We start from the raw sequence: 25,934 nt of genomic DNA, 5'->3' as shown, positions 1-25,934 counted from the left end.
CTCGTCCGTACTGACCTGGCTCTCCCCGCTCGGCTGGCTGGAGCACCTGCGGCCCTACGCGCGCGAACGGTGGTGGGTGCTCGCGCTCTTCGGCGGCGCTCGCCGCCGGGCCTTCGCGCTGCCGGATCAGCTTTTCGGGATCTTCCTCCGTACATCCTTGCGGGAGGTCGCACCCGGACGGGCCTCCGCGATCCAGGGGCCGTCGCCGGAGGGGTCCACGACCCCCTGCTCCAGCCACGCGTACGTACCGCTCAGGACGCCCTTGACCACCTTCCGGTCGAGGTCGTCGGTGTTGCTCCACAGCCGGCCGAACAGTTCGTCGACGCGGATGCGGGCCTGCCGGCAGAAGACATCGGCGAGCTGGTACGCCTCACGTCCGTGCTGCCCGCTCCTGCGCAGGTGCTCGGCGCGCACGCAGGCCGCGCTCATCGCGAACAGCTCGGCGCCGATGTCCACGATCCGGCCCAGGAAGCCCTGCTTGGTCTCCATACGGCCCTGCCAGCGGGACATGCCGTAGAAGGTGGACCGGGCGAGCTTGCGGGCGCTGCGCTCGACGAACCGCAGATGACCGGACAGGTCGACGTCCTGGCGGAACTCGCCGTAGGCGCCGGGGATCTGGCCCTGTCCGGCGACCAGTTTGGGCAGCCACTTGGCGTAGAAGACGCCGGCGTTCGCGCCCGCCTTCGCCTTGTCGGCCAGGGACTTGTCGGGGTCGATCAGGTCACCGGCCACGGACAGATGGGCGTCCACCGCCTCACGGGCGATCAGCAGGTGCATGATCTCCGTGGAGCCCTCGAAGATACGGTTGATGCGCAGGTCGCGCAGCATCTGCTCGGCGGGGACCGCCCGCTCGCCGCGGGCCTTCAGGGACTCCGCGGTCTCGAAGCCGCGTCCGCCGCGGATCTGGACCAGTTCGTCGGCCATCAGCCAGGCCATCTCGGAGCCGTAGAGCTTCGCGAGGGCGGCCTCGATGCGGATGTCGTTGCGGTTCTCGTCGGCCATCTGCGACGAGAGGTCGACCACGGCCTCCATGGCGAAGGTGGTCGCCGCGATGAAGGAGATCTTCGTGCCGACCGCCTCGTGCAGGGCGACCGGCTTGCCCCACTGCTCCCGGGCCCCCGACCACTCGCGGGCGATCTTCAGGCACCACTTGCCCGCGCCGACGCACATCGCGGGCAGGGACAGACGGCCGGTGTTCAGCGTGGTCAGCGCGATCTTCAGGCCCGCACCCTCCGGGCCGATCCGGTTGGCGCCCGGGACCCGGACCCGGTGGAAGCGCGTGACCCCGTTCTCCAGGCCGCGCAGGCCCATGAAGGCGTTGCGGTTCTCGACGGTGACGCCCTCGGACGCGGCCTCCACGACGAACGCCGTGATGCCGCCCTGGTGGCCGTCGGACCTCGGTACGCGCGCCATGACGACGAGCAGGTCGGCGACCACGCCGTTGGTGGTCCACAGCTTCACCCCGTCGAGGACGTAGTCGTCCCCGTCGGGCACGGCCGTGGTGGCCAGGCGGGCCGGGTCGGAGCCGACGTCCGGCTCGGTGAGCAGGAACGCCGAGATGTCGGTGCGGGCGCAGCGCGGGAGGAACCTCTCCTTCTGCTCCTGGGTGCCGAACAGTTTCAGCGGCTGCGGTACGCCGATCGACTGATGCGCGGACAGCAGCGCGCCGATCGCGGGGCTCGCGGAGCCGGCCAGGGCGAGCGCCTTGTTGTAGTACACCTGGGTGAGGCCGAGACCGCCGTACTTCGTATCGATCTTCATGCCGAGGGCGCCGAGCTCCTTGAGCCCGTTGATGGTCTCGTCGGGGATCCGCGCCTCGCGCTCGATGCGGGCGGGGTCGATCTGTGTCTCGCAGAAGTCGCGCAGCTTGGCGAGGAACTCCTCGCCGCGCTGCACGTCCTCCTCGGCGGGCAACGGGTGCGGGTGGATCAGGTCCAGCCGGAGGCGGCCGAGGAACAGTTCCTTGGCGAAGCTGGGTTTGCGCCAGTCCTGCTCGCGCGCGGCTTCCGCGACCTGGCGGGCCTCACGCTCGGTGACGGTGGGTTTGGGAGTGGGAGCTGTTGGTGCGGACATGAGGCTCACCTCGCCGCGAATCGGGGCTTGTGGGTCGCAGCCCGGGCGTACGTTACCGACCGGTGCTACTCGATCGTTGGTACCCCAATCCGGGAGAGGTCACCAGTCCTCGCGCAGCCGCACACCCGGTGAAAAAGCTCGGCGGACGTCCACGGAGTACGCCTCGGTGTCAAGTCGGCCGGTGCCTTGGAGACCACGCGGGCGAAGGGTGCCCAGCGCCGGATGGCATCGGCGCCGGGCCGCTTCTTCCCGCACATCGAAAATGATTTCTACCGGCTACGGGTACTTCTCGCTCAAGGAACCAGAGTGCGCAGACCGCGCCGGCGCCCTTCAAGCGGAATGAACCGCCGTCGATGCGCCAGGGCCGTCCACACGGCGACGAAGGAAGCAGCACAGACGAAGAGGGCAAAACCTGCGAGGTACTGTCCGACCCCGTATTCAATGTTGGCGGCCGCTGCCACGATGATCGCGGCGACGACGTTACTGAGCAGCACGATATTGAGGGGCTTGTTCGCGTAGACGCGCAGCTTCTCGCCTCCGGCTTCGTGACCCACATCCCGCTTGGGGCCACGCATGAGACTGTCGATCACGACGTACAGCGAGGCCGCGATCGAGGCCAGCTGCGACCAGAGTGACGGGGCGAGAACAAAGGGCAGGAACAGGCCGGCTGCGGAAATCAACATGCAGAGTCCACTGATCCGCAGGACGTTATTGAAGTCCTTCTTGGACAAGACATAGGTCATCTGCACGCGCACCATGGTGATCCGGTCGCTCGTCGGCCAGCCTTGCTCGTCATCCCGGCGGGGGATATCGACCGAGAACTCCTGGACACCTTCTTCCTCGGCACTCTCCGGCCTGAGGCTGACACCGGGCCAATCGGACTCCACGGTGGGCTCGCCGGCCGGGATCAGCCCGTGCGGCGTGACCACCTCCAGGTGGGTGCGTCGCACGTGACTCAGGAAGTCCAGAACGACCGCCACTTCGATCACGCCCCAGCCGAGACGTTTGGTGTCACCACTCCTGTCGAACTCATAGGTGACTTCCGAAGAGATCCCCGGGTGTGTATCGATCAGTGCTACCACAGGCATGTACCGGGTCATTTCGGCGATACGCCCCCTGAGGTGGGGATCTACGTCCTCCGCCTCCGCCGCTCGCTGCATAGCAGCGGTGATTTCGTCCGCCTGACCACTCCACGCGGCTGCGTCCAGCTGGCGGACAAGCTCCCCCCGGGAAGCGCTCCCAGTGGCGGCGCTGTCATCACTGTCCAGCAGTTGGTGGACACCTTTCGCGAACAGCCGCTTCACATCGGTCGATGTCAGCATGGGCAACCTCGGGCCGTTGCGTTCACTGAGGTGCAACTTGTCCAGGAATCTGTCGGCTTCCCAGGGCAGGACGTCAACGATGACCGGCGAGCTCTGCTGCGGATGGTTCCCGGCGGCCAGCTGGGGGCTGAGCTTCGTGCTGATCTTTTGGTGGGCGCCGACGAGGTCCTGGAAGTGGACGCGATGAGTGCGGGTCGAGATCGTGGCCGACATATGGGCGAGGTCTTCGAACATGCGCAGTGCGTTCCAAGAGGCGGGCAGGCCGCGCGCGTCCGCGGTGGTCAGAGCGTTCGGTGCCACTTGAGCTGTGAGGGGAGCGACCGGAGCGAGCCGCTCCGTGTAGTACGCGACGAGGTCACGGGCGAGCATGAGAATCCGCGAGGCCGCGGGGTCGGTGGGCGGCCGCTGCTGCACGATCAGGTCGTCAAGCGCCATCACTGCACTGTGCTCGACGTGTGCAGGTGCATTGAGGATCTCTGCCAGGGCCTTGATGGTGCGGGCCAAAGACACCGCGTCAGGACGAAGAGGCACTCCCGCGCCGACGGCCGCGGTGGCCGCCCGGCCCGCCGCCTCGGTGTAACCGCACGTCAGGGCACTGTGGGCGAAGGAGGACAGCCGCATGAATGCCGTCTCCGGGCGGACGGCCGCCAGATGACGCACCTCCTTGACGTACCAGTCCAACCGGTCGCTCTGCAGCGGTTCCAGTGGCTGGTGGAAGTAGGTCGCGGCGAGTCGGTGCGCTTGGCGGTACACGGAAGATCGCTCGCTGCGCAGACGTTCCAACAGCCCCGACCTCAGGAACGGCCGGATGATGTATCGCGCTTCCTGATCGGGGGAAACGTGAGGCACCGGATCCCCGGAGACCACCGGGGACGCCGCGACCTGCGCTGTCGTGACGGTCAATCCCAGGGCTGCGCTGGTGTACTCGATGATCGCAGCACCGAACCATTCATGGACGATCAGTGCCTCGATCAGCTGTCGTTCGTCGCCAGGAAGCCGGTCGAAGGAGTCCAGAGCTCTACGCAGGACAGAGTCCCGGTCCATTGGATCACTCGTCTCCGTGGGGCTCGATGTGCGTGGAGAAGAACTCGTCGATAAGTCCCGGGATGCCGTCATGCATGTCGTGGATCCTGACTGCTCGCCTCTTGAGACTGTGGAAGCCCAGTGAGTCGATCCACTCCTGCACCGCGTCGACTCCGAACGGCGGCAGCACCATCGTGTGCACCGAGCTGACGTGGGGTTGGGACAGCCGCGGGATGTTCCTTCCGGCAAGGAACACGCTTGTACCGGGCTGCGTCAGCAGATCCGGTAACAGGTCCCTGCCGAGCCAGTCGCGCATCGGCGCCTCACAATGTTCGAAGCCGTCCAGGCAGATCACAGGACGCCGAGCGTCGGAAGCCAGGTTCTCCATCAAGGCGTCACTCAGGGATGTCAGCTGAATACTGCGGTCAATGGATGCGTTGATGACCAGGCTGATGCTGGAGTTCCTCGCACGCAAGTCGTTGACCTGCACCTGAGCCGACTGTGTGAATTGCGATCGCGCCGTCCGGTAGCCGGGCACCGGTATCTCCTGCTGCCTCGCTTGCCGGGCCAGCTCGTTCAGCACGTCGACTTGGGAAACCATGCGTCCGAGATCGACGAAATAGACGCCTCCGGTCGTGTGCTGCCTGTAGATCTCCAGCAACAGGGACGTCTTGCCGATGCCTTCCTGCCCTTCGAGGAAGAGCGCCCTACGCTGCGTGCGCGCGGCAGCGATGTCCGCGGCGTGCGCCAGTTGTTCGGCGCGGTCTACGTGAACCTGACGGTGCCCCGGCACCACACCACTCCCCGCTTTCGGCTCTTCGGCAGCGGCTCAGCGCGCTTCCGGGGGCTCGGTGCTGCCAGGGGCACCAGGGGTCCGGCCGGAGCCGTCATCCGAGGTGATCTGCACGACGGTCCCTCTGACCTTTGAGCGGAAGAACGCGGTACGGACCCCTTTCACCAACGAGAAATGGGAGTTCTTGACCAGGGAGTCATGCGCTTGCAACTCCTGGTCGGTCAGCGGCTCCTGCCGCTCCGTACCCTCAAGGTTGGCGCGCACGCCGTAGCCCTGGATGCTCGCGTTCTTCAGCCTGTGGCGCAACGTAACGGCTATCGCCACCACGGCCACAATGATGACAACGGCAATGACGGCCTCGGGCCAGGTGATGTTCACTGGCAGTCCCCCTCCCCAACCGCCACCTGCGGTGACGGCCCCCAGACACTGTGCCACAGATGTGGCGCCGGTTGCATGGGCGGCCCTGAATCAGGGTCGGGTGATGCATCGCCGTGAAGTGTCTGGTACGCAGCAGGAGTTCGCGGTGAGGCGCCGGTGACCGCTGCGGAAAGCAGCGGCCGGTCCGGCAGTGCCGAGACGGCGGGTCCCCAGGTGGCGCGGCACCTGCTGCCGGAGGACCTGTACGAGGACGACTAGCCGCGTACTGACGGACCGGTGAGCGAGCAGGACTTCTCCACTTTCCTTCCGGCAGAGGCGACCGGACTCGCCTAGGTCGACCGCGCCCTGCTCGAACGCTACGACGACGGCGGCCCGGCTGCCGCGCGGGCGAGGCTGCAAGAAGACGGCCGGAGCCCCCGCACAGCGGGCTCCGGCCGTCGGTGGGAAGGGAGGGTCAGAGGGCGAGGCCCGTCAGGACCAGGACCCGCTCGTAGGTGTAGTCGTCCATCGCGTACTTCACGCCCTCGCGTCCGACGCCGGACAGCTTGGCGCCGCCGTACGGCATCTGGTCGGCGCGGTAGGACGGCACGTCGCCGATGACGACGCCGCCGACCTCGAGGGCCCGGTGGGCGCGGAAGGCGACCTGGAGGTCGTGCGTGAACACGCCCGCCTGGAGGCCGTACTTGGAGTCGTTGACGGCGGCGAACGCCTCGGCCTCGCCGTCCACCTTGCGCACGGTGAGGACCGGTCCGAAGACCTCCTCGCAGGAGAGGGTCGCCTCGGCCGGCACATCGGTCAGGACGGTCGGCGCGTAGGAGGCGCCGTCCCGCTTGCCGCCGGTCACAAGCGCGGCGCCCGCGGCCACGGCCTCGTCGACCCACGACTCCACGCGCTTGGCCGCATCCTCGCTGACCAGCGGGCCGACCTCCGTGGCGTCGTCGGAGGGGTCACCGGTGACCTGGGCCTCGACGGCGGCGACGATGCGCGGCAGCAGCCGGTCGTAGACCGAGGCGTCGGCGATCACGCGCTGCACGGAGATGCAGGACTGGCCGCCCTGGTAGTTGGAGAAGGTGGCGATGCGGTTGGCGGCCCAGTCCAGGTCCTCGTCGCTCGCGAAGTCGGCGAGGACGACGGCCGCGCCGTTGCCGCCCAGCTCCAGGGTGCAGTGCTTGCGCGGCACCGAGTCCATGATCGCGTAGCCGACCTTCTCGGAGCCCGTGAAGGAGATGACCGGCAGGCGCTCGTCCTGGACCAGGGCGGGCATCCGGTCGTTGGTGACCGGAAGGATCGACCAGGAGCCGGCGGGCAGGTCGGTCTCGGCGAGCAGGTCGCCGAGGATCAGGCCGGACAGCGGGGTGGCGGGGGCCGGCTTGAGGATGATCGGGGCACCCGCGGCGATCGCGGGGGCGACCTTGTGGGCGCACAGGTTCAGCGGGAAGTTGAACGGCGCGATGCCGAGGACGACACCCTTGGGGAAGCGGCGGGTGAGTGCGAGGCGGCCCTGACCGCCCGCGTCGGTGTCCAGGCGCTGGGCCTCGCCACCGTTGAAGCGGCGGGCCTCCTCGGCCGCGAAACGGAAGACGGAGACGGCACGGCCGACCTCGCCACGGGCCCACTTGATGGGCTTGCCGTTCTCGGCGGAGATCAGCTGCGCGATCTCCTCGGTGCGCTCGGCCAGCCGCTTCGAGACGTGGTCGAGGGCGGCGGCGCGCACATGGGCCGGGGTGGCGGCGAACTCGTCCCGCACGGCGTACGCGGTGGCGACGGCCTCCTCGACCTGGGCCTCGGTCGGAACGCTGACCTCGGCGACCAGCCGGCCGTCCCACGGGTTGGTCACATCGAAAGTGGTCTCACCGGTGGCCTGGCGGCCGGCGAGCCAGAAGGCGTGGGTGGAGGTCATGGTCGAGTCCCGGCCCTTCGGTAAGTGGTGTTCCTTGAACTGCGAGGTCCACGGTAGGGCCGGGGCGGCGAAGGGTCGTTTGTCCGGCAAGTAGCAGTGGGAGGCGGGGGTAGTACGCGTTGTACAGCCGCAGCCGGGCGGCCGTCACTCCCCTGCCGCGGCTGTCGCCTTGAGGGCGAGCCACAGCTCCATCCGTACGTCCGGGTCGTCGAGGGAGCGCCCCAGGATCTCCTCGACCCGTCGCATCCGGTAGCGCAGGGTGTGGCGGTGGACGCCGAGATCGGCCGCCGCCGCGTCCCACTGGCCGTGCCGTGACAGCCAGGCCCGCAGCGAGGCCACCAGGTCTCCTCGGCCCGTCGCGTCGTGCTCGCGCAGCGCGCGCAGCAGACCGTCGGCGAAGGCGCGTACCGCGTCGTCCTGCAGCAGCGGCAGGACCGATCCGGCCGCCAGTTCGTCGTGCTCGACCAGCGAACGGCCGCGCCGCCGTGCCACCGACAGGGCCTGTTCGGCCTGCTTGTACGCGGCCGCCGCGGCGATCGGACCGGCGGGCGCCGACACGCCCACCACCAGCTCGTCCTCGTCGGCGGCCGACTGCTCCCGCGCGGCGGCCCGTGCCGCCTGCACCGCCAGCGCGTACTCCTGGCACGCGGCGACGGCCGCGCCCCCGTCACCGGCGAGCACGACCAGCCGCTCCCCGTCGGGCACGACGAGTACGGACTCCCCCGAGCGCGCGGCGGCGGACTCCACGGTCTCGGCGAGGCCGTCCAGCGGGTCGCCGTCCGTCTCGGCCGCGGCGAGCGCCGCCGCGGTCGGCGGGGCGGGCGCGACGCGCGCGTGCCCGTCGGCGTGTGCCCGGGCCGCGGACGCGGACGCCGACTCGGCGAGGATCAGCCGGAACGGCGCGTCCAGCAGGTCGCCGTACAGGTCCCCGGCCACCGCCCGGGCATGGTCGGGCTCGCCGGCCAGCAGCATGCGCAGCACGGCCGTGCCGATCCGCTGCTCCGCTGCGTGCAGGGACCGGGACCGCTCGGTGGTCAGGGTCAGCAGGGCGATGGCGGAGTGGACCGCGTACCGCTCGGCGGTCCCCAGCGCGGCGGCCGTGCCCACGGCGAGCGCGGCACGCGGGCGGCGCCCGGTGCCCAGGGAGTGCAGCTCGACGCGGTCCTCGCCGCTCGGCCCGCCGACCACGGAACTCGCCGGCGCGGGCCGCTCCCGCAGCCGTTCCACATCGGCGGTCAGCCGTGCGGCGCGCCGCCCCGCCCACTCGGGCGCGGCGGCGACGACCGCGCCGGAGGCGTCGTACACCGCGGCCCAGCCGTCGACCTGCTGGGCGAGTGCGGCGAGCAGCCCCTCGGGGCCGTCGCTCAGGGCCTGTCGGGTCAGTTCCCGCTGGGCGGCGAACCCGGCGGTCACCGCCCGGTACTGGTCGGCGGCGAGTGCGGCTGAGACGGCCTTGCTGATGGCGAGGAACGGTGTGCGCCGGGGTACCTCGAGGAGGGGCAGCCCCTCTTCCTGCGCCGCGTCCACGAGCGCCTTGGGGATCTCGTCGTAGTTGACGCCGACGGCGAACCCGAGCCCGACCACACCCGCGGCCACCAGCCGCTTCACATAGCGCCGCATGGCTCCCGGGTCCCCGGCGTCCAGCTTCAGCGCCGTGATCAACAGCAGCTCGCCGCCCTCCATGTAGGGCACGGGGTCGGCGAGTTCGCTGACGTGCGCCCAGCGGACGGGGACGTCGAGGCGGTCCTCGCCCGCGCGCACGGTCAGCTTGAGCGCGGAGTGGTGGACGAGCGAGGCGAGCGTAAGGGGCATGGGGCCTTCGGTGTGCACGGGCGGGAGGTCTCACGGGATCCGTGACGGAGTTCTTCACGGAATCCGTAAGGGTCACGGACGGTGTGAGCTTGGTGATGCTTTGGCCGCCGCGTATGAACGACCTATGTCGATTCTGCCTCACCGTACGGTCGCGCCGGGCCCCATATCCGGACCTCCTGACCGGGGTTTCCGGACACCCCGCGCTCAGGTCCTGGCGCTCAGGTCCTAGCCGCGAAGGTTCACCAGGAGCGGGGGCGCGTGCTCGCCCTGCACGTTCGTCAGGGACAGCACCGCGTGCCCGGGTGGCACGGCGTGTGCCAGTTCCGATGCGGACCACCGTTCGCGCTCGACCTGGCGGACGGTCACGGCGCGCGCGGTGGGCGCATGACCGGTGATCACGCGGCGCAGCATGTGCAGGGCCTTGCCCGCGGGGGTCTCCGCGATGATCTGCCGGTCGGTGACGTCCCGGGCCTCGATCCACTCCTTGCCCCACACGTCGGCGAAGTCCTGTCCGTCCCAGGGGGTGAGTCCGGACAGTGCCATCCGGCACCCGGTGGCGCCGAGCAGCGGCCCGCGCAGCGGCCGGGGCACGTCGTCGAGGGTGCGCAGGGTGAGGACGGCCCCGGCGTTCGCGGACCGCAGCCGCTGGATGCCCCGGACGGCCTCCGGGGTCACCACGCCGGTCGCGTCGTCGAGCACCAGGCAGGCGAACAGGGAACGGTCCTCGCGCGCCGCGACGCCGGCCGTGAACTGGGCGAGCACCAGCCGCGCGAGGATGCGCGAGGCGTCGGCGTGGCCGCGCTCGGGCAGGTCGATACGGACCCGCACCGGGTGGTCCAGGGCGCGCAGCGAGAAGGGGCGGGACTCCCCGGAGGTGTCGAAGAAGGACGCGAAGGCGGGCCGGTCGAGCAGCGCCACCCGGTCGGCGAGGACGCCGCCCACGTCTCCGGGGTGCCGCGACTGCCGCTCCCGCGCGTCCAGCTCCCGCAGCAGCGAGTCCTGTCCGGAGTCCTCCAGGGCCTTGCGCAGTGCGGCGAGGGGGCCGGGGGCGCCGTCGAGGAGCTGCCGCAGCTCGGGCACCGAGGGGAAGCGGCCGTGGACGGCCCGGAAAGGCCCGAGGAGCTGGGCGAGCACGGTTGCGGAGCGGCGGCTGTCCCCGCCGGGATGCGGGTCGGCGAGGTCGCCCATGAGGGCCTCGGCGAGCACGGCCGCCGCCTCGTCCGGGTCGGTGGTGCCGCCGTACAGGTCCAGGTCGTACACCGATTCGGGATGGCCGATGCGTACGACGACGTCATAGGCGTCCACCGGGCCGAGTCCGGCACCGGCCGCGCCGACGACGACCACGGCGGCCCGCCCGGCGAGCGCGTGCAGGCACAGCGACTCGGCGAGCGGCCACACCACCGAGCCGGTCTTGCCGGAGCCGGCGGGCCCGACGGCGACCAGGGAGGTGCCGAGCAGGTCGGGGCCGAGGGCGAGTCCGGTGCCGCGGTAGCCGTAGGGGTTGCGCGGGTCGTCGATCGTGGTGCCGAGCCGTACCTGGCCGGTGATCAGGTCGTGCCGGGCGAGCCGGGTGGGCAGGTCGCGCTCCCCGGAGGGGTGCAGACAGGCTGCGGCGCCGTCCTCGAGGACCGTGCCGGTGAACGTGGCCAGGCTGTGCCGGCCGTTGACCACGCCCTGCCAGGCGCGTGCGATACGGGCGTGGTCGACGTCCCGCATGAGCCCGGCGCGCGCCTCGGCGGCGAGCCGGTCGGCGGCGTCGTGGGCGCCCGCGGCGCGGAGCTGGTTCCACTGGGCCGGGTCGTCCTCGGGGGCGGGCGGGGCCCGCTCGGGCTCGCGGCGCTTCAGACGGGGCGCCACGAAGCGGCGCCACACCTCGCCCCAGCGGCCGAGCCGGCCCACCGCGAGCATGATCCCGGCCACGACGAGAAGGTCGTAGCCGTCCCAGAGGACGAGGTTGAAGACATCGCCGTGGTTACCGCTTTGCCGCCAGGAGTCCGGTGTCAGCAGGTACAGGGGCAGGATCCACCAGTCGCCGAGATAGCCGTTGGACAGCAGGGACCACAGCAGCCAGCCGACCAGGAACGCGATCAGCGCGCCGCTCACCAGCTGCCGGGCCGGGATCTGCTCGGGCTCCTGGTCCGGGCGGGGCCGGTACCCGAAGCGCCAGATGCCCGGTGCCGCCTGGGGCCGTGGCGCCCGCACCCAGGTGAGGAAGTCGGTGCCGTCCGGGCGCGGGGGCACCCCCGGCGCCACCGAGGGCATCGGCGGCACCGCGGTGCGCTCCGGTGGCCCCGCCGGACGCGGTACGGGAGTGGCCCGTGTGCCGCGCGCGTCCTGCGTCCCGTCGCTGTCCATCGCCGTTGCCCCCTGACCAGCCGCTCCGTCCACCATCAGCGAGTCAATCTAACGCGCCCCACGGGGAGTTCACCGCACACGGCGCCGGGCCCGCGGTGACGCGTCCCGCTCCGCTATGTCCACCGCGGACAAGCAGCGGCGCGCAAGGCGCCCACATGGAGCATGCCCACCCCCCGCGACCGGATCTAGCCTGCGAGAAAAGAAGGCAAGCGTCCGAAAAGCACCCCCGCCCGGAGCCGACGCCCACCGGAACACCGGTGCGCCGGGACTCCGGTTCGGTTCGCACGATCATCAGGGAGCCCCCATGACCTCACTTCCGCAGGAGCGCCGCGTCGTCACCGCCATCCCCGGCCCGAAGTCGCAGGAGCTTCAGGCCCGCCGTACCGCCGCGGTCGCGCAGGGCGTGGGCTCCGTGCTGCCGGTGTTCACCGCGCGCGCGGGCGGCGGGATCATCGAGGACGTCGACGGCAACCGTCTGATCGACTTCGGCTCCGGCATCGCCGTGACCTCGGTCGGCGCCTCCGCCGAGGCCGTCGTACGCCGCGCGTCCGCCCAGCTCGCGGACTTCACCCACACCTGTTTCATGGTCACCCCGTACGAGGGCTACGTGGCCGTCGCCGAGGCGCTGGCCGAGCTCACGCCGGGTGACCACGCCAAGAAGTCCGCTCTGTTCAACTCGGGTGCCGAGGCCGTCGAGAACGCCGTCAAGATCGCCCGCGTCTACACCAAGCGCCAGGCGGTCGTCGTCTTCGACCACGGCTACCACGGCCGTACCAACCTGACGATGGCGCTGACGGCCAAGAACATGCCGTACAAGCACGGGTTCGGCCCGTTCGCGCCCGAGGTCTACCGCGTGCCGGTGGCCTACGCCTACCGCTGGCCGACCGGCCCGGAGAACGCGGGCCCGGAGGCCGCCGCTCAGGCCATCGACCAGATCACCAAGCAGGTCGGCCCGGACAACGTGGCCGCGATCATCATCGAGCCGGTGCTCGGCGAGGGCGGCTTCATCGAGCCGGCCAAGGGCTTCCTGCCCGCGATCCGTCAGTTCGCGGCGGACAACGGCATCGTCTTCGTCGCCGACGAGATCCAGTCCGGCTTCTGCCGCACCGGCCAGTGGTTCGCCTGCGAGGACGAGGGCATCGTCCCGGACCTGATCACCACCGCCAAGGGCATCGCCGGCGGTCTGCCGCTGGCCGCCGTGACCGGCCGTGCCGAGATCATGGACGCCGCGCACGCGGGCGGTCTGGGCGGCACCTACGGCGGCAACCCGGTCGCCTGCGCGGGCGCGCTCGGCGCCATCGAGACGATGAAGGAGCTCGACCTCAACGCCCGGGCGAAGGAGATCGAGGCGACCATGAGGGCCCGCCTCACGGCGATGGCCGAGAAGTTCGATGTGATCGGCGACGTCCGCGGCCGCGGCGCGATGATCGCGATCGAGCTGGTCAAGGACCGCGCCACCAAGGAGCCGAACCCGCAGGCGACCGCCGCGCTCGCCAAGGCCTGCCACCAGGAGGGCCTGCTGGTCCTGACCTGTGGCACCTACGGCAACGTGCTGCGCTTCCTCCCCCCGCTGGTCATCGGCCAGGACCTGCTGAACGAGGGTCTCGACATCATCGAGCAGGCGTTCGCACGCATCTGAACCGGCCGCCCCGGCCCCTGGGTCCGTCGGGATTCCGGGGCGGGGCGACGGAGGTCAGAGGGTGTGAAGAAGGTGTGCGAGGTGGATGGCGGGACGCGAATCCCGCTGTCGGAGCGGATTTTCCTGCCGTAGGTTTCTCGGCGGATGAGAGATACACCCGCCCACAGGGGACTGTGGACGGCGCCGGGCCGGGGCCTCCCCAGCTTCGACCTGGTCGTGCTTCGCGCACACACCCGGAGCTTCCAGCTCCGGTTCTCCTCACGATCGGACAGCCGCACGCCCCAGACCCCCCGGGGCGGGCGGCACCCCGATCCGGCCGGCCGCCTCGGAACCACCCCCCTGTTCCGGGGCGGCCGACCTGCGTTCCGCGGGGAGGACCCCGCCCGCGCCCGCGGCAGGCTGTCCCTGCGAAGCTGTGCCCGTGTCGACCCCCCGAGCACAGGACCCTCACCTCGCACCTCATCCGCCCGGCGGCAGGCCGCGTGTTCCGGCGTGGCCGGCCCCCGTGTCGGCCGTCGCGGGTCTGCTCTTCCTCCTGATCACCTGGCAGGTCGTCGTCCATGGGCCGCTCGCGCGCGTGGACGAGCGGATCGGCGGCGCCGTCGTGCGTCCGGACCGGGTCTCGGGGCTGCTCGCGGATCTCGGGAACATCGCGGTCGCCGTGCCGGTGCTGGCCGTCGTCCTCGCGTACGCGGCCCGGCGTGCCCGGCGCGAGGGGACGGACCGGTGGTGGCTGCCGGCCGTCGCCGCGGCCGGGCTCCTGGCGGTCCTGCCGGCGCTGATCGTCCCGCTGAAGGGGCTGATCGCCCGGCCGGGCCCGCCGTCGATGAGCCCGGAGACGGGCTTCTACCCCTCGGGACACACCGCCACGGCCGCACTCGCCTACGGCGCGGCGGCCCTGGTGCTGTGGCCGTGGCTGACCACCGCGTACGCCCGTCGGGGGCTCCTCGCGGTCTGCGCGGCCCTCCATCTCGGCGTCGCCTTCGGCCTGGTCCGCCACGGATACCACTGGCCGCTGGATGTGCTGGGCAGTTGGTGCCTGTGCGCGGTGCTGCTCTGCGCGCTGCGGATCCTCCTGCCCGGCCCGCCTGTTTCCCGCCCGGCGTGACCCTGTGACGCCGCTGGGGCGCCCCGTGCCCCCGTGCCCTGGCGGCTTTGGCAGGTCGACGGCGGCCTGTGCGAGGTCGGCCTCCAGGCGTTCGTGCCCGCGGCTCAGCTGTCGAAGCCCAGCCCCAGCCGGTCCATCGTTCTCAGCCACAGGTTGCGCCGCCCGCCGTGGGTGTCGGCCCGGGCCAGCGACCACTTGGTGAGCGCGATGCCCGTCCAGGCGAAGGGCTCCGGCGGGAAGGGCAGCGGCTTCTTGCGGACCATCTCCAGCTCGGTCCGTTCCGTGCGCTCCCCCGCCAGCAGGTCCAGCATCACCTCCGCGCCGAAGCGGGTGGCGCCGACGCCGAGCCCCGTGTAACCGGCCGCGTAGGCCACCTTCCCCCGGTGGGCCGTGCCGAAGAACGCCGAGAAACGCGAGCAGGTGTCGATCGCGCCGCCCCACGCATGGGTGAAGCGGACGCCCTCCAGCTGCGGGAAGCAGGTGAAGAAGTGCCCGGCGAGCTTGGCGTAGGTCTCGGGGCGGTCGTCGTACTCGGCGCGCACCCGGCCGCCGTACGGGTAGATCGCGTCGTAGCCGCCCCACAGGATGCGGTTGTCGGCCGAGAGCCGGAAGTAGTGGAACTGGTTCGCCGAGTCCCCGAGTCCCTGGCGGTTCTTCCAGCCGACCGACGCGAGCTGCTCGCCGGTGAGCGGCTCGGTCATCAGCGCGTAGTCGTAGACCGGGACGGTGTACGAGCGCACCCGCCGCAGCAGGTTCGGGAAGATGTTCGTGCCGAGCGCGACCCGGCGCGCACGGACCTGCCCGTACGGGGTGCGTACGGCCATGCCGGCGCCGTACGGCCGCAGGGTGAGCGCGGGCGTGTGCTCGTAGACCCGCACGCCCAGTCGCAGGCACGCGCGCTTGAGGCCCCAGGCGAGCTTGGCCGGATGGAGCATGGCCACGCCCCGGCGGTCGTACAGCCCGGCGAGGAAGGTCGGCGAGTCGAGCTGCTCCCGTACCGCCTCCTCGTCCAGGAACTCGGTGCCGTCGACGAGGCCACGGCGCTCCATCTCCTCGTACCAGTCCCGCAGTTCCCCCGCCTGGTACGTCTCGGTCGCGACGTCGATCTCCCCGGTGCGCTCGAAGTCGCAGTCGAGAGCGTGGCGGGCGACCGCCTTCTCGATCTCGTCCAGGTTGCGGGCGCCGAGCTCCTGGAGCTTGTGGATCTCGTCCGGCCAGCGGGCGAGTCCGTTGGCCAGGCCGTGGGTCAGGGAGGCGGCGCAGAAGCCGCCGTTGCGGCCCGAGGCGGCCCAGCCCGCCTCGCGGCCCTCCACCAGCACCACCTCTCGCTGCGGGTCGCGCTCCTTGGCGATGAGCGCGGTCCACAGTCCGCTGTAGCCGCCGCCGACGACCAGCAGGTCACAGGTCTCGGTGCCGGTGAGGGCGGGCTCGGGGTGGGGCTTGCCCGGGTCTTCCAGCCAGTACGGGACCGGCTGTGCTCCGGAAAGAGACTTTGTCCAACGGGTCATGGCGCTCGGGGCCATGATTTCAACTCCCTACCGGTGCATTACGCGGGGCGGTATTACGCCTTCTGGCGGTTTCGGCGACTGCCGACAGCCATGGAGGCCAGGACGAACAGTACGGCGACGATGAACATGGCCGTACCGATGACATTGATCTGAACGGGCGTTCCGCGCTGTGCCGAGCCCCAGACGAACATGGGGAAGGTGACGGTCGAACCCGCGTTGAAATTGGTGATGATGAAATCGTCGAAGGAGAGCGCGAAGGCGAGCAGCGCGCCCGCGGCGATTCCGGGGGCCGCGATGGGCAGGGTGACGCGCAGGAACGTCTGGACGGGCCCGGCGTAGAGGTCCTGGGCCGCCTGCTCGAGGCGCGGGTCCATCGACATGACACGTGCCTTGACCGCGGTGACGACGAAGCTGAGGCAGAACATGATGTGCGCGATCAGGATCGTCCAGAAGCCCAGCTGCGCGCCCATGTTGAGGAAGAGGGTGAGCAGCGAGGCCGCCATGACGACCTCGGGCATCGCCATCGGCAGGAAGATCAGCGAGTTGACGGCGCCGCGTGCGCGGAAGCGGTAGCGCACCAGCGCGAACGCGATCATCGTGCCGAGGACGGTGGCGCCGAGCGTCGCCCACACCGCGATCTGGAGGCTGACCGACAGCGAGCCGCACATGTCGGCGACACCGCACGGGTCCTTCCAGGCGTCCGTGGAGAACTGCTGCCATTCGTAGTTGAAGCGCCCCTTCGGTTTGTTGAAGGAGAACACCGTGACGATGACGTTCGGCAGGAGGAGATATCCGAGCGTCACCAGTCCCGCGAGGACGACGAGATTGCGCCTGAGCCAGTGTACGAAGGCCATTTAAACCAGATCCTCCGTCCCGGACCTGCGAATGTAGAAGGTGACCATGATGAGGATCGCGGCCATCAGGATGAAGGAGAGCGCCGCGGCCGTCGGATAGTCGAGAATCCGCAGGAACTGCGTCTGGATGACGTTTCCGACCATGCGGGTGTCCGTGGAGCCGAGCAGATCGGCGTTGACGTAGTCACCGGCCGCCGGGATGAAGGTCAGCAGCGTGCCGGAGACCACGCCCGGCATCGACAGCGGGAAGGTGACCTTGCGGAAGGTCGTGAAGGGCCTGGCGTACAGATCGCCCGCCGCCTCGTGGAGGCGTCCGTCGATGCGCTCCAGGGAGGTGTACAGCGGCAGGATCATGAACGGCAGGAAGTTGTACGTCAGACCGCACACCACCGCGAGCGGGGTGGCGAGGACCCGGTCTCCGGCTGTCCAGCCGAGCCAGTCGGTGACGTTCAGGACGTGCAGCGTGCCGAGGGCACCGACGACCGGTCCGTTGTCCGCGAGGATCGTCTTCCAGGCGAGGGTGCGGATCAGGAAGCTGGTGAAGAACGGGGCGATCACCAGGATCATGATCAGATTGCGCCAGCGGCCCGCGCGGAAGGCGATGAGATACGCGAGCGGGTAGCCGAGCAGCAGGCACAGCACTGTCGCGGCGGCCGCGTAGAGGACCGAGCGGACGAACTGCGGCCAGTACTCGCTCAGCGCGTTCCAGTAGGTCGCGAAATGCCAGGTGACCTTGTAACCCTGCTCCAGGGAACCCGTCTGCACGGACGTGGACGCCTGGTAGATCATCGGCAGCGCGAAGAAGACGACCAGCCAGAGGATGCCGGGCAGCAGCAGCCAGTACGGCGTGAGGCGGCCCCGTTTGCGTGGGGGCTTCCTCTCGGGGGCGGTGGGCGCGAGCGGTGGGGGCGCCTCGGTGACAGCGCTCATCAGGCGGCGTCCTCCTCGACACTCTCCACGCCCGCGTCGATGTCCTGCGCGGCGTCCAGGCCGAAGGTGTGGGCCGGATTCCAGTGCAGGACCACCTCGGCTCCGGGCACGAGACGGATGTCGCGGTCGATGTTCTGGGCGTAGACCTCGAACTCGGGGCAGGCGGGGCTGTCGATGACGTACTGGGTGGAGACGCCGATGAAACTGGAGTCGGCGATCCTGCCGGTGATGCGGTTGCGGCCCTCGGGGATCTCGCCCGCGTCGTCGGCGTGGGTGAGGGATATCTTCTCCGGGCGAACCCCGACCAGCACCTTGCCGCCGGTCGTCGTCGGCGCGGAACATCGCGCCTCGGGGAGGGACAGCTTGCCGCCGCCCGCCCTGAGGATGATCTCGTCGCCGCTCCGGGAGTCGACCTCGGCCTCGATGAGGTTGGAGGTGCCGAGGAAGTTGGCGACGAACGTGGTCTGCGGGTTCTCGTAGAGGTCGGTGGGCGAGCCGAGCTGTTCGACGCGGCCCGCGTTCATCACGGCGACCGTGTCGGCCATGGTCATGGCCTCCTCCTGGTCGTGCGTGACATGGATGAAGGTGATGCCGACCTCGGTCTGGATGCGCTTGAGCTCCAGCTGCATCTGACGGCGCAGCTTCAGGTCCAGGGCGCCGAGGGGCTCGTCGAGGAGGAGCACCTTGGGGTGGTTGATCAGCGCGCGGGCCACGGCGACGCGCTGCTGCTGGCCGCCGGAGAGCTGGTGCGGCTTCTTGCGGGCCTGCTCGCCGAGCTGCACCAGGTCGAGCATCTCCTCGACCTGCTTCTTCACGGACTTGACACCGCGCCGGCGCAGGCCGAAGGCGACGTTCTCGAAGATGTCGAGGTGCGGGAAGAGGGCATAGGACTGGAAGACCGTGTTCACCGGCCGCTTGTACGGCGGCAGATGGGTCACGTCCTGGTCGCCGAGGCGTACGGCGCCCGTCGTGGGCTCCTCCAGGCCGGCGATCATGCGCAGGGTGGTCGTCTTGCCGCAGCCGGAAGCTCCGAGCAGGGCGAAGAAGGAGCCCTGCGGCACGGTCAGGTCCAGCGGGTGTACGGCCGTGAAGGCGCCGTAGGTCTTGCTGATCCCGGAGAGGCGGACGTCGCCGCTGTTGTCTGTCGTCATCTTCGTCACGCCCCTGTGAGCTTCGCGAACTTCTCTTCGTAGGCCGTCTCTTCCTTCTGCGTCAGCGAGCGGAAGGCGTGTGACTTGGCGGCCATGGCCTTGTCGGGAAGGATCAGCGGATTGTGCGCCGCGTCCTCGTCGATCTTCTCCAGGTAGGGCTTCACGCCGTCGACGGGACTGACGTAGTTGACGTAGGCGGCGAGTGCGGCGGCCTGGTCGGGCTCGTAGTAGAAGTCGATGAGCCGCTCGGCGTTCGCCTTGTGGCGGGCCTTGTTGGGGATCAGCATGTTGTCGGTCGACGTCATGTAGCCGCTGTCCGGGATGACGAAGTCGACGTCCGGGCTGTCCGCCTTGAGCTGGACGATGTCACCGCCCCAGGCCACGCAGGCGGCCAGGTCGCCCTTGGCGAGGTCGGAGGTGTAGTCGTTGCCGGTGAAGCGGCGGATCTGGCCCTTGTCGACGGCCTTCTGGAGCCGGGCTATCACCGCGTCGAAGTCGTCGTCGGTGAACTTCTCCGGGTCCTTGCCCATGTCGAGCAGCGTCATGCCGATGCTGTCGCGCATCTCCGACAGGAAGCCCACGCGGCCCTTGAGCCTGGAGTTGTCGAGCAGGTCGGAGACCGACTTCACCTCGATGCCGTCGAGCGCCTTCTTGTTGTAGGCGATGACGGTCGAGATGCCCTGCCAGGGGTAGGAGTAGGCGCGCCCGGGGTCCCAGTCGGGGCTGCGGAACTGCGCCGACAGGTTGGCGTAGGCGTGCGGCAGGTTGGAGGGGTCCAGCTTCTGCGCCCAGCCCAGCCGGATCACCCGGGCGGCCAGCCAGTCCGTGAGGACGACGATGTCCCGGCCGGTGTCCTGGCCGGCGGCGAGCTGCGGCTTGATCTTGCCGAAGAACTCGTTGTTGTCGTTGATGTCCTCGGTGTACTTGACCTGGATACCGGTCCGCCTGGCGAACGTCCCCAGTGTCGGATGGTGCTTGCCGCTGTCGTCGACGTCGATGTACTCGGGCCAGTTGGAGAAGTTGACGACCTTCTCCTTGGCCGAGCGGTCCTGGGCCGCGGTGCCGCCCTGGGTCTGGCCGGCCGCGGGGATCCCGCAGGCGCTCAGTGCACCGAGTCCGCCGGCCGCGAGCGCGCCGCCCGCGGAGGCGCGCAGCAGCGAACGGCGGGTGAGGGAGGCCCTGCCGTTGCGCAAACTGCGCCGCACGGCGGCCACTTGGGCCGGGGAGAGGCGGTCGGGCTCGTACTGCTCCATGCGCGTGCTGCCCTTTCGGGACATGGGCCGTGGTGGGCGGCCGGTGCGGTCTATCGGTCCCCGAAGATCGTGCGGTGCCAGTCCTTGCGGGCCACCGCAGTGTTGTCGAACATTACGTGCTTGATCTGCGTGTACTCCTCGAACGAGTACGCGGACATGTCCTTGCCGAAGCCGGACGCCCGGTATCCGCCGTGCGGCATCTCGCTGATGATCGGGATGTGGTCGTTGACCCAGACACAACCCGCCTTGATCTCGCGGGTGGCGCGGTTCGCCCGGTAGACGTCCCGGCTCCAGGCGGAGGCGGCAAGGCCGTAGGGGGTGTCGTTGGCGAGCCGGATGCCGTCGTCGTCGGAGTCGAAGGGCAGGACGACCAGGACCGGACCGAAGATCTCGGACTGGACGACCTCGCTGTCCTGTGCGGCGTCGGCGATCAGAGTGGGCCGGTAGTAGGCGCCCTTGGCCAGGTCGCCCGCAGGTGCCTCGCCGCCGGTGACCACGCGCGCGTAGGAACGCGCCCGGTCCACGAAGGCGGCCACCCGGTCCCGCTGGACGTGCGAGATCAGCGGTCCGAGGTCGGTGCCGGGGGCGAACGGATCGCCGAGCCGGACGCTCTCCATGAGGGCGGCCGTCCTGGAGACGAACTCCTCGTAGAGGGGCCGTTGCACATACGCGCGCGTAGCGGCCGTGCAGTCCTGCCCGGTGTTGATGAGCGCGCCCGCGACGGCGCCGTGGACGGCGGCCTCCAGGTCGGCGTCGTCGAAGACGACGAAGGGTGCCTTGCCGCCCAGTTCCAGGTGGAGCCGCTTGACGGTGGCGGTGGCGATCCCGGCGACGCGCCTGCCGACCGCCGTGGATCCGGTGAACGACGTCATGGCCACGTCCGGGTGCCCGACGAGGTGCTCACCGGCCTGTGGGCCGGTGCCGGTGACGACGTTGACCACTCCGTCCGGAATCCCGGCCTCCGTGGCGGCCCGGGCGAACAGCAGCGAGGTCAGCGGGGTCAGCTCGGCGGGCTTCAGCACGATGGTGTTTCCCGCGGCGATCGCCGGCAGGATCTTCCAGGCGGCCATCTGGAGGGGGTAGTTCCAGGGAGCGATGGAGCCGATGACACCGATCGCCTCGCGGCGGACGTAGGAGGTGTGGTCCCCGGAGTACTCCCCGGCCGACTGCCCCTGGATGTGCCGGGCGGCACCGGCGAAGAAGGCGGTGTTGTCGATAGTGCCCGGCACGTCGAACTCACGGGTCAGCTTCAGGGGCTTGCCGCACTGGAGGGACTCGAAGCGCGCGAAGGCCTCGGCCTGGTCGGCGAGGACGGCGGCGAAGCGGTGCAGCGCGTCGGAGCGCTCGCCCGGTGTCGCGCCGGCCCACTGGGGAAGGGCGGCGCGGGCGGCGGCCACCGCGCGGTCGACGTCTTCGGCACCGGCCAGTTCGTACGTGTACACCTCGTCGCCCGTCGCCGGGTCGACGACCGCGTGCGTACGGCCCGATGTGCCCTTGGCCGGTCGGCCCGCGATGTACTGAGCACCGTCCGCGAAACGTATCCGTACGTCGTCCCGCACGCTCCGGCGGGTGTCGGCGCCGTCGGCGTTGTGCATGTCGCTCTCCTCCGCCGCCGGCCCGCGTCCGGGCGGGGGGCTGGCGTAGCTTCGGCTCGATTTGAGTGCCGATCCTGACAGAGCAAGTGGAGTCCAACAAGTGATTCCGTTGTTGCCTTTTGGTTACGCGACGGAATCTGTCGACCAGGTGTCGAGTGCTCACGAAAAAGGAGGGACGGAGTGTCAGTGGTGCCTGCCAGACTCGGGTGGCATGGAGAAGATCGATTCTCGGGAGGCCTTGGTCAGGGCGGTCCGCGTGGGGGCGAGGGTCAGGTACCTGCATTTCTGGGGCCACCGGCCACGTCCGGACGGACGGATCGGGCCGGGCTGTCTGAGCCAGTGGTGGCCGTCGCCGTTCACCGTGGACGGCGTGGAGTACGCGACGGCGGAGCACTGGATGATGGTGTCGAAGGCACGGCTCTTCGCCGACGCGGACGCCGAGCGCACGGCCCTGCGGGCACCGAACCCGGCGCTCGCCAAGAAGGCGGGTCGGCTGGTGCGCGGCTTCGACGAGGCGATATGGAAGCGGGAGCGGTTCGCGATCGTGGTCGAGGGCAGTGTCCACAAGTTCGCGGCCCACGCCGATCTGCGGGCGTTCCTGCTGGGCACCGGTGACCGGGTGCTGGTCGAGGCGAGCCCGGTGGACCGGGTGTGGGGCATCGGGCTCGCCGCCGCCGACGAGGCCGCGGCGGATCCGGAGCGCTGGCGGGGGCCGAATCTCCTGGGGTTCGCGCTGATGGAGGCGCGGGAGCGACTGCGGGCACAGGCGTGAGGGCGGGCACAGCGGTCGTAGGGCGGGCACAGCCGCGATTGCGGGCACAGCCGTCATAGGGCGGGCACAGCCTCATGAGGAAGGGGCCGCCCCGTAGGGACGGCCCCTTTCGACGGCGGCTCAGGCCCCGTTCAGAACGTACTGGCCGACCCCAGGAAGCTCGCGAAGAGGACGATGCCCAACAGCGGCAGCACCACCGTCGCCAGGATTCCGCAGACCAGCCCGGCGGTCGCCGCGCCCTTGTTGGTGGCCTCGCCGCGCTTGGCCTTCCCCCGGCCTATGGCCCCGAAGATGATGGCGAGGATGCCCAGGATGACCCCGAAGATCCACAGGAAGAAGGTCAGGCTGCACACCAGGCCGATGACGCCCAGCACCAGACCCGCGGTGCCCATGCCGTTGCTCGGCTGCGCGGGCATGCCGTAGCCGGGCCCCGCCGGGTACGCCACGGGCGGCGCGGCCGGGTAGGACGGGCCCGGCTGCGGGTAGCCGTACCCCGGGCCGGACTGCGGGCCGGACTGCGGGTATCCGTAGCCGGGCGCCGACTGCGGCGGCTGCATCGGCGGCCCGAACCCACCGGCCCCGGGACTGGCATCGGACATGACTGGTCTCCCCTCCGTTGGCGGTCAAGGCATCGTAGTGGCCTGTTCACCAGGGGAGCGGCTCCAGGCCCAGGGCGGGGTCAGTCATGGACCAGCACGGGAGCCGAGGTGCTGAGCGCGCCCCCGACATAGGGGTCGTCGGGGTACGAGGGGTTGTTGATCGCGGCCGTGATCCCGATGATCATCAGCACGATCACGGCCATCCCCAGGACGATCCCGACGATGCCGAGGATGAACCCCGCGAGGGCCTGGCCGCGGTTGTCGGCCTCCCCCGACTCCGCCCGCTTGCGGCCCTTGATCCCGAAGATCACGGCGAGGATGCCGAGGACCAGGGAGACGACGCCGTACAGGCAGAAGAGGCACACCGAGAGAATGCCCAGCACCATGGCGGTGACCCCGAGCCCGTTGCGCGGGGGCGCAGGCATCCCGGGCCAGCCGTAGCCGGCGTAGCCCGGGGGCACCGGGTAGCCATAGCCGGCCGGGGTGGCGTACGCGGATGCCGCCGGGTCCTCGGGCGCCATCGGCGGCGGCGGCAGGGGGAAACCTCCCCCACCCGGACCGGGGGCACCGCCCGCCTGGGGACCGAAGGCACCGCCCGTCTGCCAGGGGCCGCCGCCCGCCGCGCCGGGCCCGGGCGGGGCGAACCCGCCCGCCGACGGCGTCGGCCCGCCGATCGTGAGCCCGTCGTGGAACGACGGCGGGGGCCCGCCCGCCTCAGGCCCGCCCGCGCGCGGCGGCCCGGCGGGGGGCGGCCCGGCGGGGGGCGGCGGCCCGGCGGCGGGCTTGTGCATCGACACCTTGCGCTCCGGTGGCGCCCACGGGTCGTCCGCACCCGCTGCGTCGCCCGGTCCCTGATGTTCTTCGTCGGCCACGGTAAGCCCCCCAAGTCGCTCGAACCGTCATGCTAAGGCCGTTGCCGCGCCCGCGCTCCAGCCGCCCCCGCCGAGGGGCCACGGCCATGCGTGGGCCGTGGGTGGCCCGTGACATGCGGCCCGGGCCGTATGCCTAGGATCGTCCCGAGTCATCGATCAGCCGATCACCCGCGTCCCGCCCGAACCCGGCGCCGGACGCCGTTCCCGGGGAGGAACCTTGACCGACCACCGCGACACCGGTGCCGTGCGCGACCTGCACGCCTTCATCGCCGGACTGCCCAAGGCCGAACTGCACGTGCACCACGTCGGCTCCGCCTCCCCCCGCATCGTCGCGGAACTGGCCGCGCGTCACCCCGACTCCCGGGTGCCCACCGACCCCGAGGCCCTGGCCGACTACTTCACCTTCACGGACTTCGCCCACTTCATCGAGGTGTATCTGTCCGTCGTCGACCTGATCCGCACCCCCGAGGACGTGCGCCTGCTGACGTACGAGATCGCCCGCGACATGGCCCGGCAGCAGGTCCGCTACGCCGAGCTGACCATCACCCCGTTCTCCTCCACCCGGCGCGGCATCGACGAGCGCGCGTTCATGGACGCGATCGAGGACGCCCGCAAGGCGGCGGAGGCCGACCTCGGGACCGTGCTGCGCTGGTGCTTCGACATCCCCGGTGAGGCGGGCCTCGAGTCCGCCGAGGAGACGGCCCGGCTGGCCACCGACGACCGGCTGCGACCCGAGGGACTCGTCTCGTTCGGGCTCGGCGGACCCGAGATCGGCGTCCCCCGGCCGCAGTTCAAGCCGTACTTCGACCGGGCCATAGCGGCCGGTCTGCATTCCGTGCCGCACGCGGGTGAGACGACCGGCCCGGAGACGGTCTGGGACGCGCTCGTCGAGCTGCGCGCCGAGCGCATCGGGCACGGCACCAGTTCCGCCCGGGACCCCAAGCTGCTCGCGCACCTCGCCGAGCACCGCATCGCGCTGGAGGTCTGCCCGACCTCCAATATCGCCACGCGCGCCGTCCGAACGCTCGACGAGCACCCCGTCAGGGAGTTCGTGCGGGCCGGTGTCCTCGTCACCATCAACTCGGACGACCCGCCGATGTTCGGCACGGACCTCAACAACGAGTACGCGGTCGCCGCACGGCTGCTGGACCTCGACGAGCGGGGGCTCGCCGGCCTCGCCAAGAACGCGGTGGAGGCGTCCTTCCTCGACGACGCCGGCAAGGCGCGGCTGACGGCCGAGATCGACACCTACACCACGGCCTGGCTCGCGCCCTGACGGCCCCACCACAAGGAGCCCCATGCGCACTCTGACCGCCGTGGCCCATCGCGGCGACCCCTACCGCCACCGGGAGAACACGATCGGCTCGCTGCGTTCCGCGCTCCAGCGGGGCGCGGACGCGGTCGAGATCGACGTGCGGCTCACCCGCGACGGCGTTCCCGTCCTGCTGCACGACGCGACCCTGAAGCGGCTGTGGGAGCGGGACCGGCCGCTCGCCGCGCTCTCCTCCGCCGAGGTGCACGGGCTGACGGCGGGCGGAGTGCCGACCCTGACGGACGCGCTGACGGCGACCGACGGGAGCCGGGTGTTGATCGACCTGCCGGGCGGCCCGTCGGCCCGGGCCGTGCGCCGGATCGTGGACGTCGTCCGGGAGTGTGGCGCCCAGGAACGGGTGTACTACTGCGCGGGGGCGGCGACCATGCTGGCGGTCCGGGCGGCCGACCCCGCGGCGGAGATCGCCCTGACCTGGACGACCCTCGCCCCGCCGCGGCCCGCCCTGCTGGAGGCGGTGCGGCCGCGCTGGCTCAACTACCGCTTCTCCCTGGTGAGCGCGGAGCTGGCGGCCGGGGTGCACCGGGGCGGACATCTGCTGTCCGTGTGGACCCCCGACACCCGCCGCTCGATGCGGCGCCTGGTCGCCCTGGGCGTGGACTCGATCACGACGAACCGCCTCGACGCGCTCCACGCGGTGCGCGGCCACTGAGGAAACACCGCCGGG

The 25,934-nt window shown here is 70.6% G+C and carries 20 protein-coding genes and 1 pseudogene; 6 read left to right on the top strand and 15 right to left on the bottom strand.

Annotated elements, in window-relative coordinates; translation table 11 throughout:
* Positions 1-91 (top strand): annotated as a pseudogene (locus ABZ823_RS15590) (ABC transporter permease); the annotation flags it as partial.
* 35 nt (positions 92-126) lie between these two features.
* Here the strand turns inward: ABZ823_RS15590 and ABZ823_RS15585 are convergent.
* From ABZ823_RS15585 to ABZ823_RS15555, 7 genes are all read right to left on the bottom strand, one after another.
* Positions 127-2,073, bottom strand: a complete 1,947-nt coding sequence (locus tag ABZ823_RS15585; protein WP_361659315.1) for an acyl-CoA dehydrogenase family protein — start codon at positions 2,071-2,073, stop codon at positions 127-129.
* A gap of 293 nt (positions 2,074-2,366) precedes the next feature.
* The gene (locus ABZ823_RS15580; protein WP_361659313.1) at positions 2,367-4,439 is read right to left on the bottom strand and encodes a hypothetical protein; all 2,073 of its coding nucleotides are present in this window, start codon (positions 4,437-4,439) and stop codon (positions 2,367-2,369) included.
* A gap of 4 nt (positions 4,440-4,443) precedes the next feature.
* A complete protein-coding gene (locus ABZ823_RS15575) occupies positions 4,444-5,214 on the bottom strand; it encodes an AAA family ATPase (protein ID WP_361659310.1) in 771 nt (256 codons plus the stop codon).
* Positions 5,215-5,247: 33 nt separating this feature from the next.
* The gene (locus tag ABZ823_RS15570; RefSeq protein ID WP_361659308.1) at positions 5,248-5,589 is read right to left on the bottom strand and encodes a hypothetical protein; all 342 of its coding nucleotides are present in this window, start codon (positions 5,587-5,589) and stop codon (positions 5,248-5,250) included.
* A 454-nt stretch (positions 5,590-6,043) separates the two neighbouring features.
* Positions 6,044-7,489, bottom strand: a complete 1,446-nt coding sequence (locus tag ABZ823_RS15565) for an aldehyde dehydrogenase family protein (RefSeq protein ID WP_361659305.1) — start codon at positions 7,487-7,489, stop codon at positions 6,044-6,046.
* A gap of 144 nt (positions 7,490-7,633) precedes the next feature.
* Positions 7,634-9,301 (bottom strand): PucR family transcriptional regulator, encoded by a 1,668-nt coding sequence (locus ABZ823_RS15560; protein WP_361659302.1) that lies wholly within the window; start codon positions 9,299-9,301, stop codon positions 7,634-7,636.
* A 225-nt stretch (positions 9,302-9,526) separates the two neighbouring features.
* The gene (locus ABZ823_RS15555; RefSeq protein ID WP_361659299.1) at positions 9,527-11,656 is read right to left on the bottom strand and encodes an ATP-binding protein; all 2,130 of its coding nucleotides are present in this window, start codon (positions 11,654-11,656) and stop codon (positions 9,527-9,529) included.
* Positions 11,657-11,960: 304 nt separating this feature from the next.
* On the opposite strand from ABZ823_RS15555, the gene gabT reads away from it, so the two are divergent.
* Positions 11,961-13,295 carry a 4-aminobutyrate--2-oxoglutarate transaminase gene (gene gabT, locus ABZ823_RS15550; protein ID WP_361659297.1) on the top strand — a complete coding sequence of 445 codons (1,335 nt, stop codon included), beginning with the start codon at positions 11,961-11,963 and terminating at the stop codon, positions 13,293-13,295.
* Positions 13,296-13,800: 505 nt separating this feature from the next.
* Entirely contained in the window at positions 13,801-14,403 is a 603-nt protein-coding gene (locus ABZ823_RS15545) for a phosphatase PAP2 family protein (protein WP_361659294.1), read from the top strand.
* A gap of 104 nt (positions 14,404-14,507) precedes the next feature.
* On the opposite strand, the gene ABZ823_RS15540 is transcribed toward ABZ823_RS15545, so the two are convergent.
* Genes ABZ823_RS15540 through ABZ823_RS15515 form a run of 6 tightly spaced genes read right to left on the bottom strand, consistent with a single transcriptional unit; the run spans position 14,508 to position 21,694 of the window.
* On the bottom strand, positions 14,508-15,926 hold the full coding sequence (locus tag ABZ823_RS15540; RefSeq protein ID WP_361659291.1) for an FAD-dependent oxidoreductase: 1,419 nt from the start codon (positions 15,924-15,926) through the stop codon (positions 14,508-14,510).
* 38 nt (positions 15,927-15,964) lie between these two features.
* The gene (locus tag ABZ823_RS15535) at positions 15,965-16,765 is read right to left on the bottom strand and encodes an ABC transporter permease (protein WP_361659288.1); all 801 of its coding nucleotides are present in this window, start codon (positions 16,763-16,765) and stop codon (positions 15,965-15,967) included.
* Complete coding sequence (locus ABZ823_RS15530; RefSeq protein WP_361659285.1) at positions 16,766-17,695, bottom strand: ABC transporter permease; 930 nt, start codon at positions 17,693-17,695, stop codon at positions 16,766-16,768.
* The gene (locus ABZ823_RS15525) at positions 17,695-18,846 is read right to left on the bottom strand and encodes an ABC transporter ATP-binding protein (protein WP_361659282.1); all 1,152 of its coding nucleotides are present in this window, start codon (positions 18,844-18,846) and stop codon (positions 17,695-17,697) included. Before ABZ823_RS15525 ends, ABZ823_RS15530 begins: the two co-directional genes overlap by 1 nt.
* A 5-nt stretch (positions 18,847-18,851) precedes the next feature.
* A complete protein-coding gene (locus tag ABZ823_RS15520; RefSeq protein WP_361659279.1) occupies positions 18,852-20,099 on the bottom strand; it encodes a spermidine/putrescine ABC transporter substrate-binding protein in 1,248 nt (415 codons plus the stop codon).
* A gap of 50 nt (positions 20,100-20,149) precedes the next feature.
* Complete coding sequence (locus tag ABZ823_RS15515) at positions 20,150-21,694, bottom strand: gamma-aminobutyraldehyde dehydrogenase (RefSeq protein WP_361659277.1); 1,545 nt, start codon at positions 21,692-21,694, stop codon at positions 20,150-20,152.
* Between the two features lie 211 nt (positions 21,695-21,905).
* On the opposite strand from ABZ823_RS15515, the gene ABZ823_RS15510 reads away from it, so the two are divergent.
* The gene (locus ABZ823_RS15510) at positions 21,906-22,466 is read left to right on the top strand and encodes an NADAR family protein (protein WP_361659275.1); all 561 of its coding nucleotides are present in this window, start codon (positions 21,906-21,908) and stop codon (positions 22,464-22,466) included.
* 131 nt (positions 22,467-22,597) lie between these two features.
* Here the strand turns inward: ABZ823_RS15510 and ABZ823_RS15505 are convergent, their stop codons facing one another.
* On the bottom strand, positions 22,598-23,065 hold the full coding sequence (locus ABZ823_RS15505; protein WP_361659272.1) for a DUF4190 domain-containing protein: 468 nt from the start codon (positions 23,063-23,065) through the stop codon (positions 22,598-22,600).
* Between the two features lie 80 nt (positions 23,066-23,145).
* Positions 23,146-23,856, bottom strand: coding sequence for a DUF4190 domain-containing protein (locus ABZ823_RS15500; RefSeq protein ID WP_361659346.1), 711 nt, complete (start codon positions 23,854-23,856; stop codon positions 23,146-23,148).
* A 232-nt stretch (positions 23,857-24,088) separates the two neighbouring features.
* Between ABZ823_RS15500 and ABZ823_RS15495 the strand changes: the two genes are divergently transcribed.
* Both ABZ823_RS15495 and ABZ823_RS15490 read left to right on the top strand, forming a co-directional pair.
* Positions 24,089-25,213: an adenosine deaminase gene (locus ABZ823_RS15495; RefSeq protein WP_361659343.1), complete on the top strand. Its 1,125-nt coding sequence runs from the start codon at positions 24,089-24,091 to the stop codon at positions 25,211-25,213.
* Positions 25,214-25,235: 22 nt separating this feature from the next.
* A complete protein-coding gene (locus ABZ823_RS15490) occupies positions 25,236-25,919 on the top strand; it encodes a glycerophosphodiester phosphodiesterase (RefSeq protein ID WP_361659268.1) in 684 nt (227 codons plus the stop codon).
* The last annotated feature ends 15 nt before the right edge of the window (positions 25,920-25,934 follow it).

Origin of the sequence: Streptomyces sp. NPDC047079, from assembly GCF_040643755.1 — a bacterium.
Classification (GTDB): Bacteria; Actinomycetota; Actinomycetes; order Streptomycetales; family Streptomycetaceae; genus Streptomyces.
The sequence above is the reverse complement of the archived record's forward strand: the minus strand, read 5'-3'. Positions and strand labels throughout refer to the sequence as shown.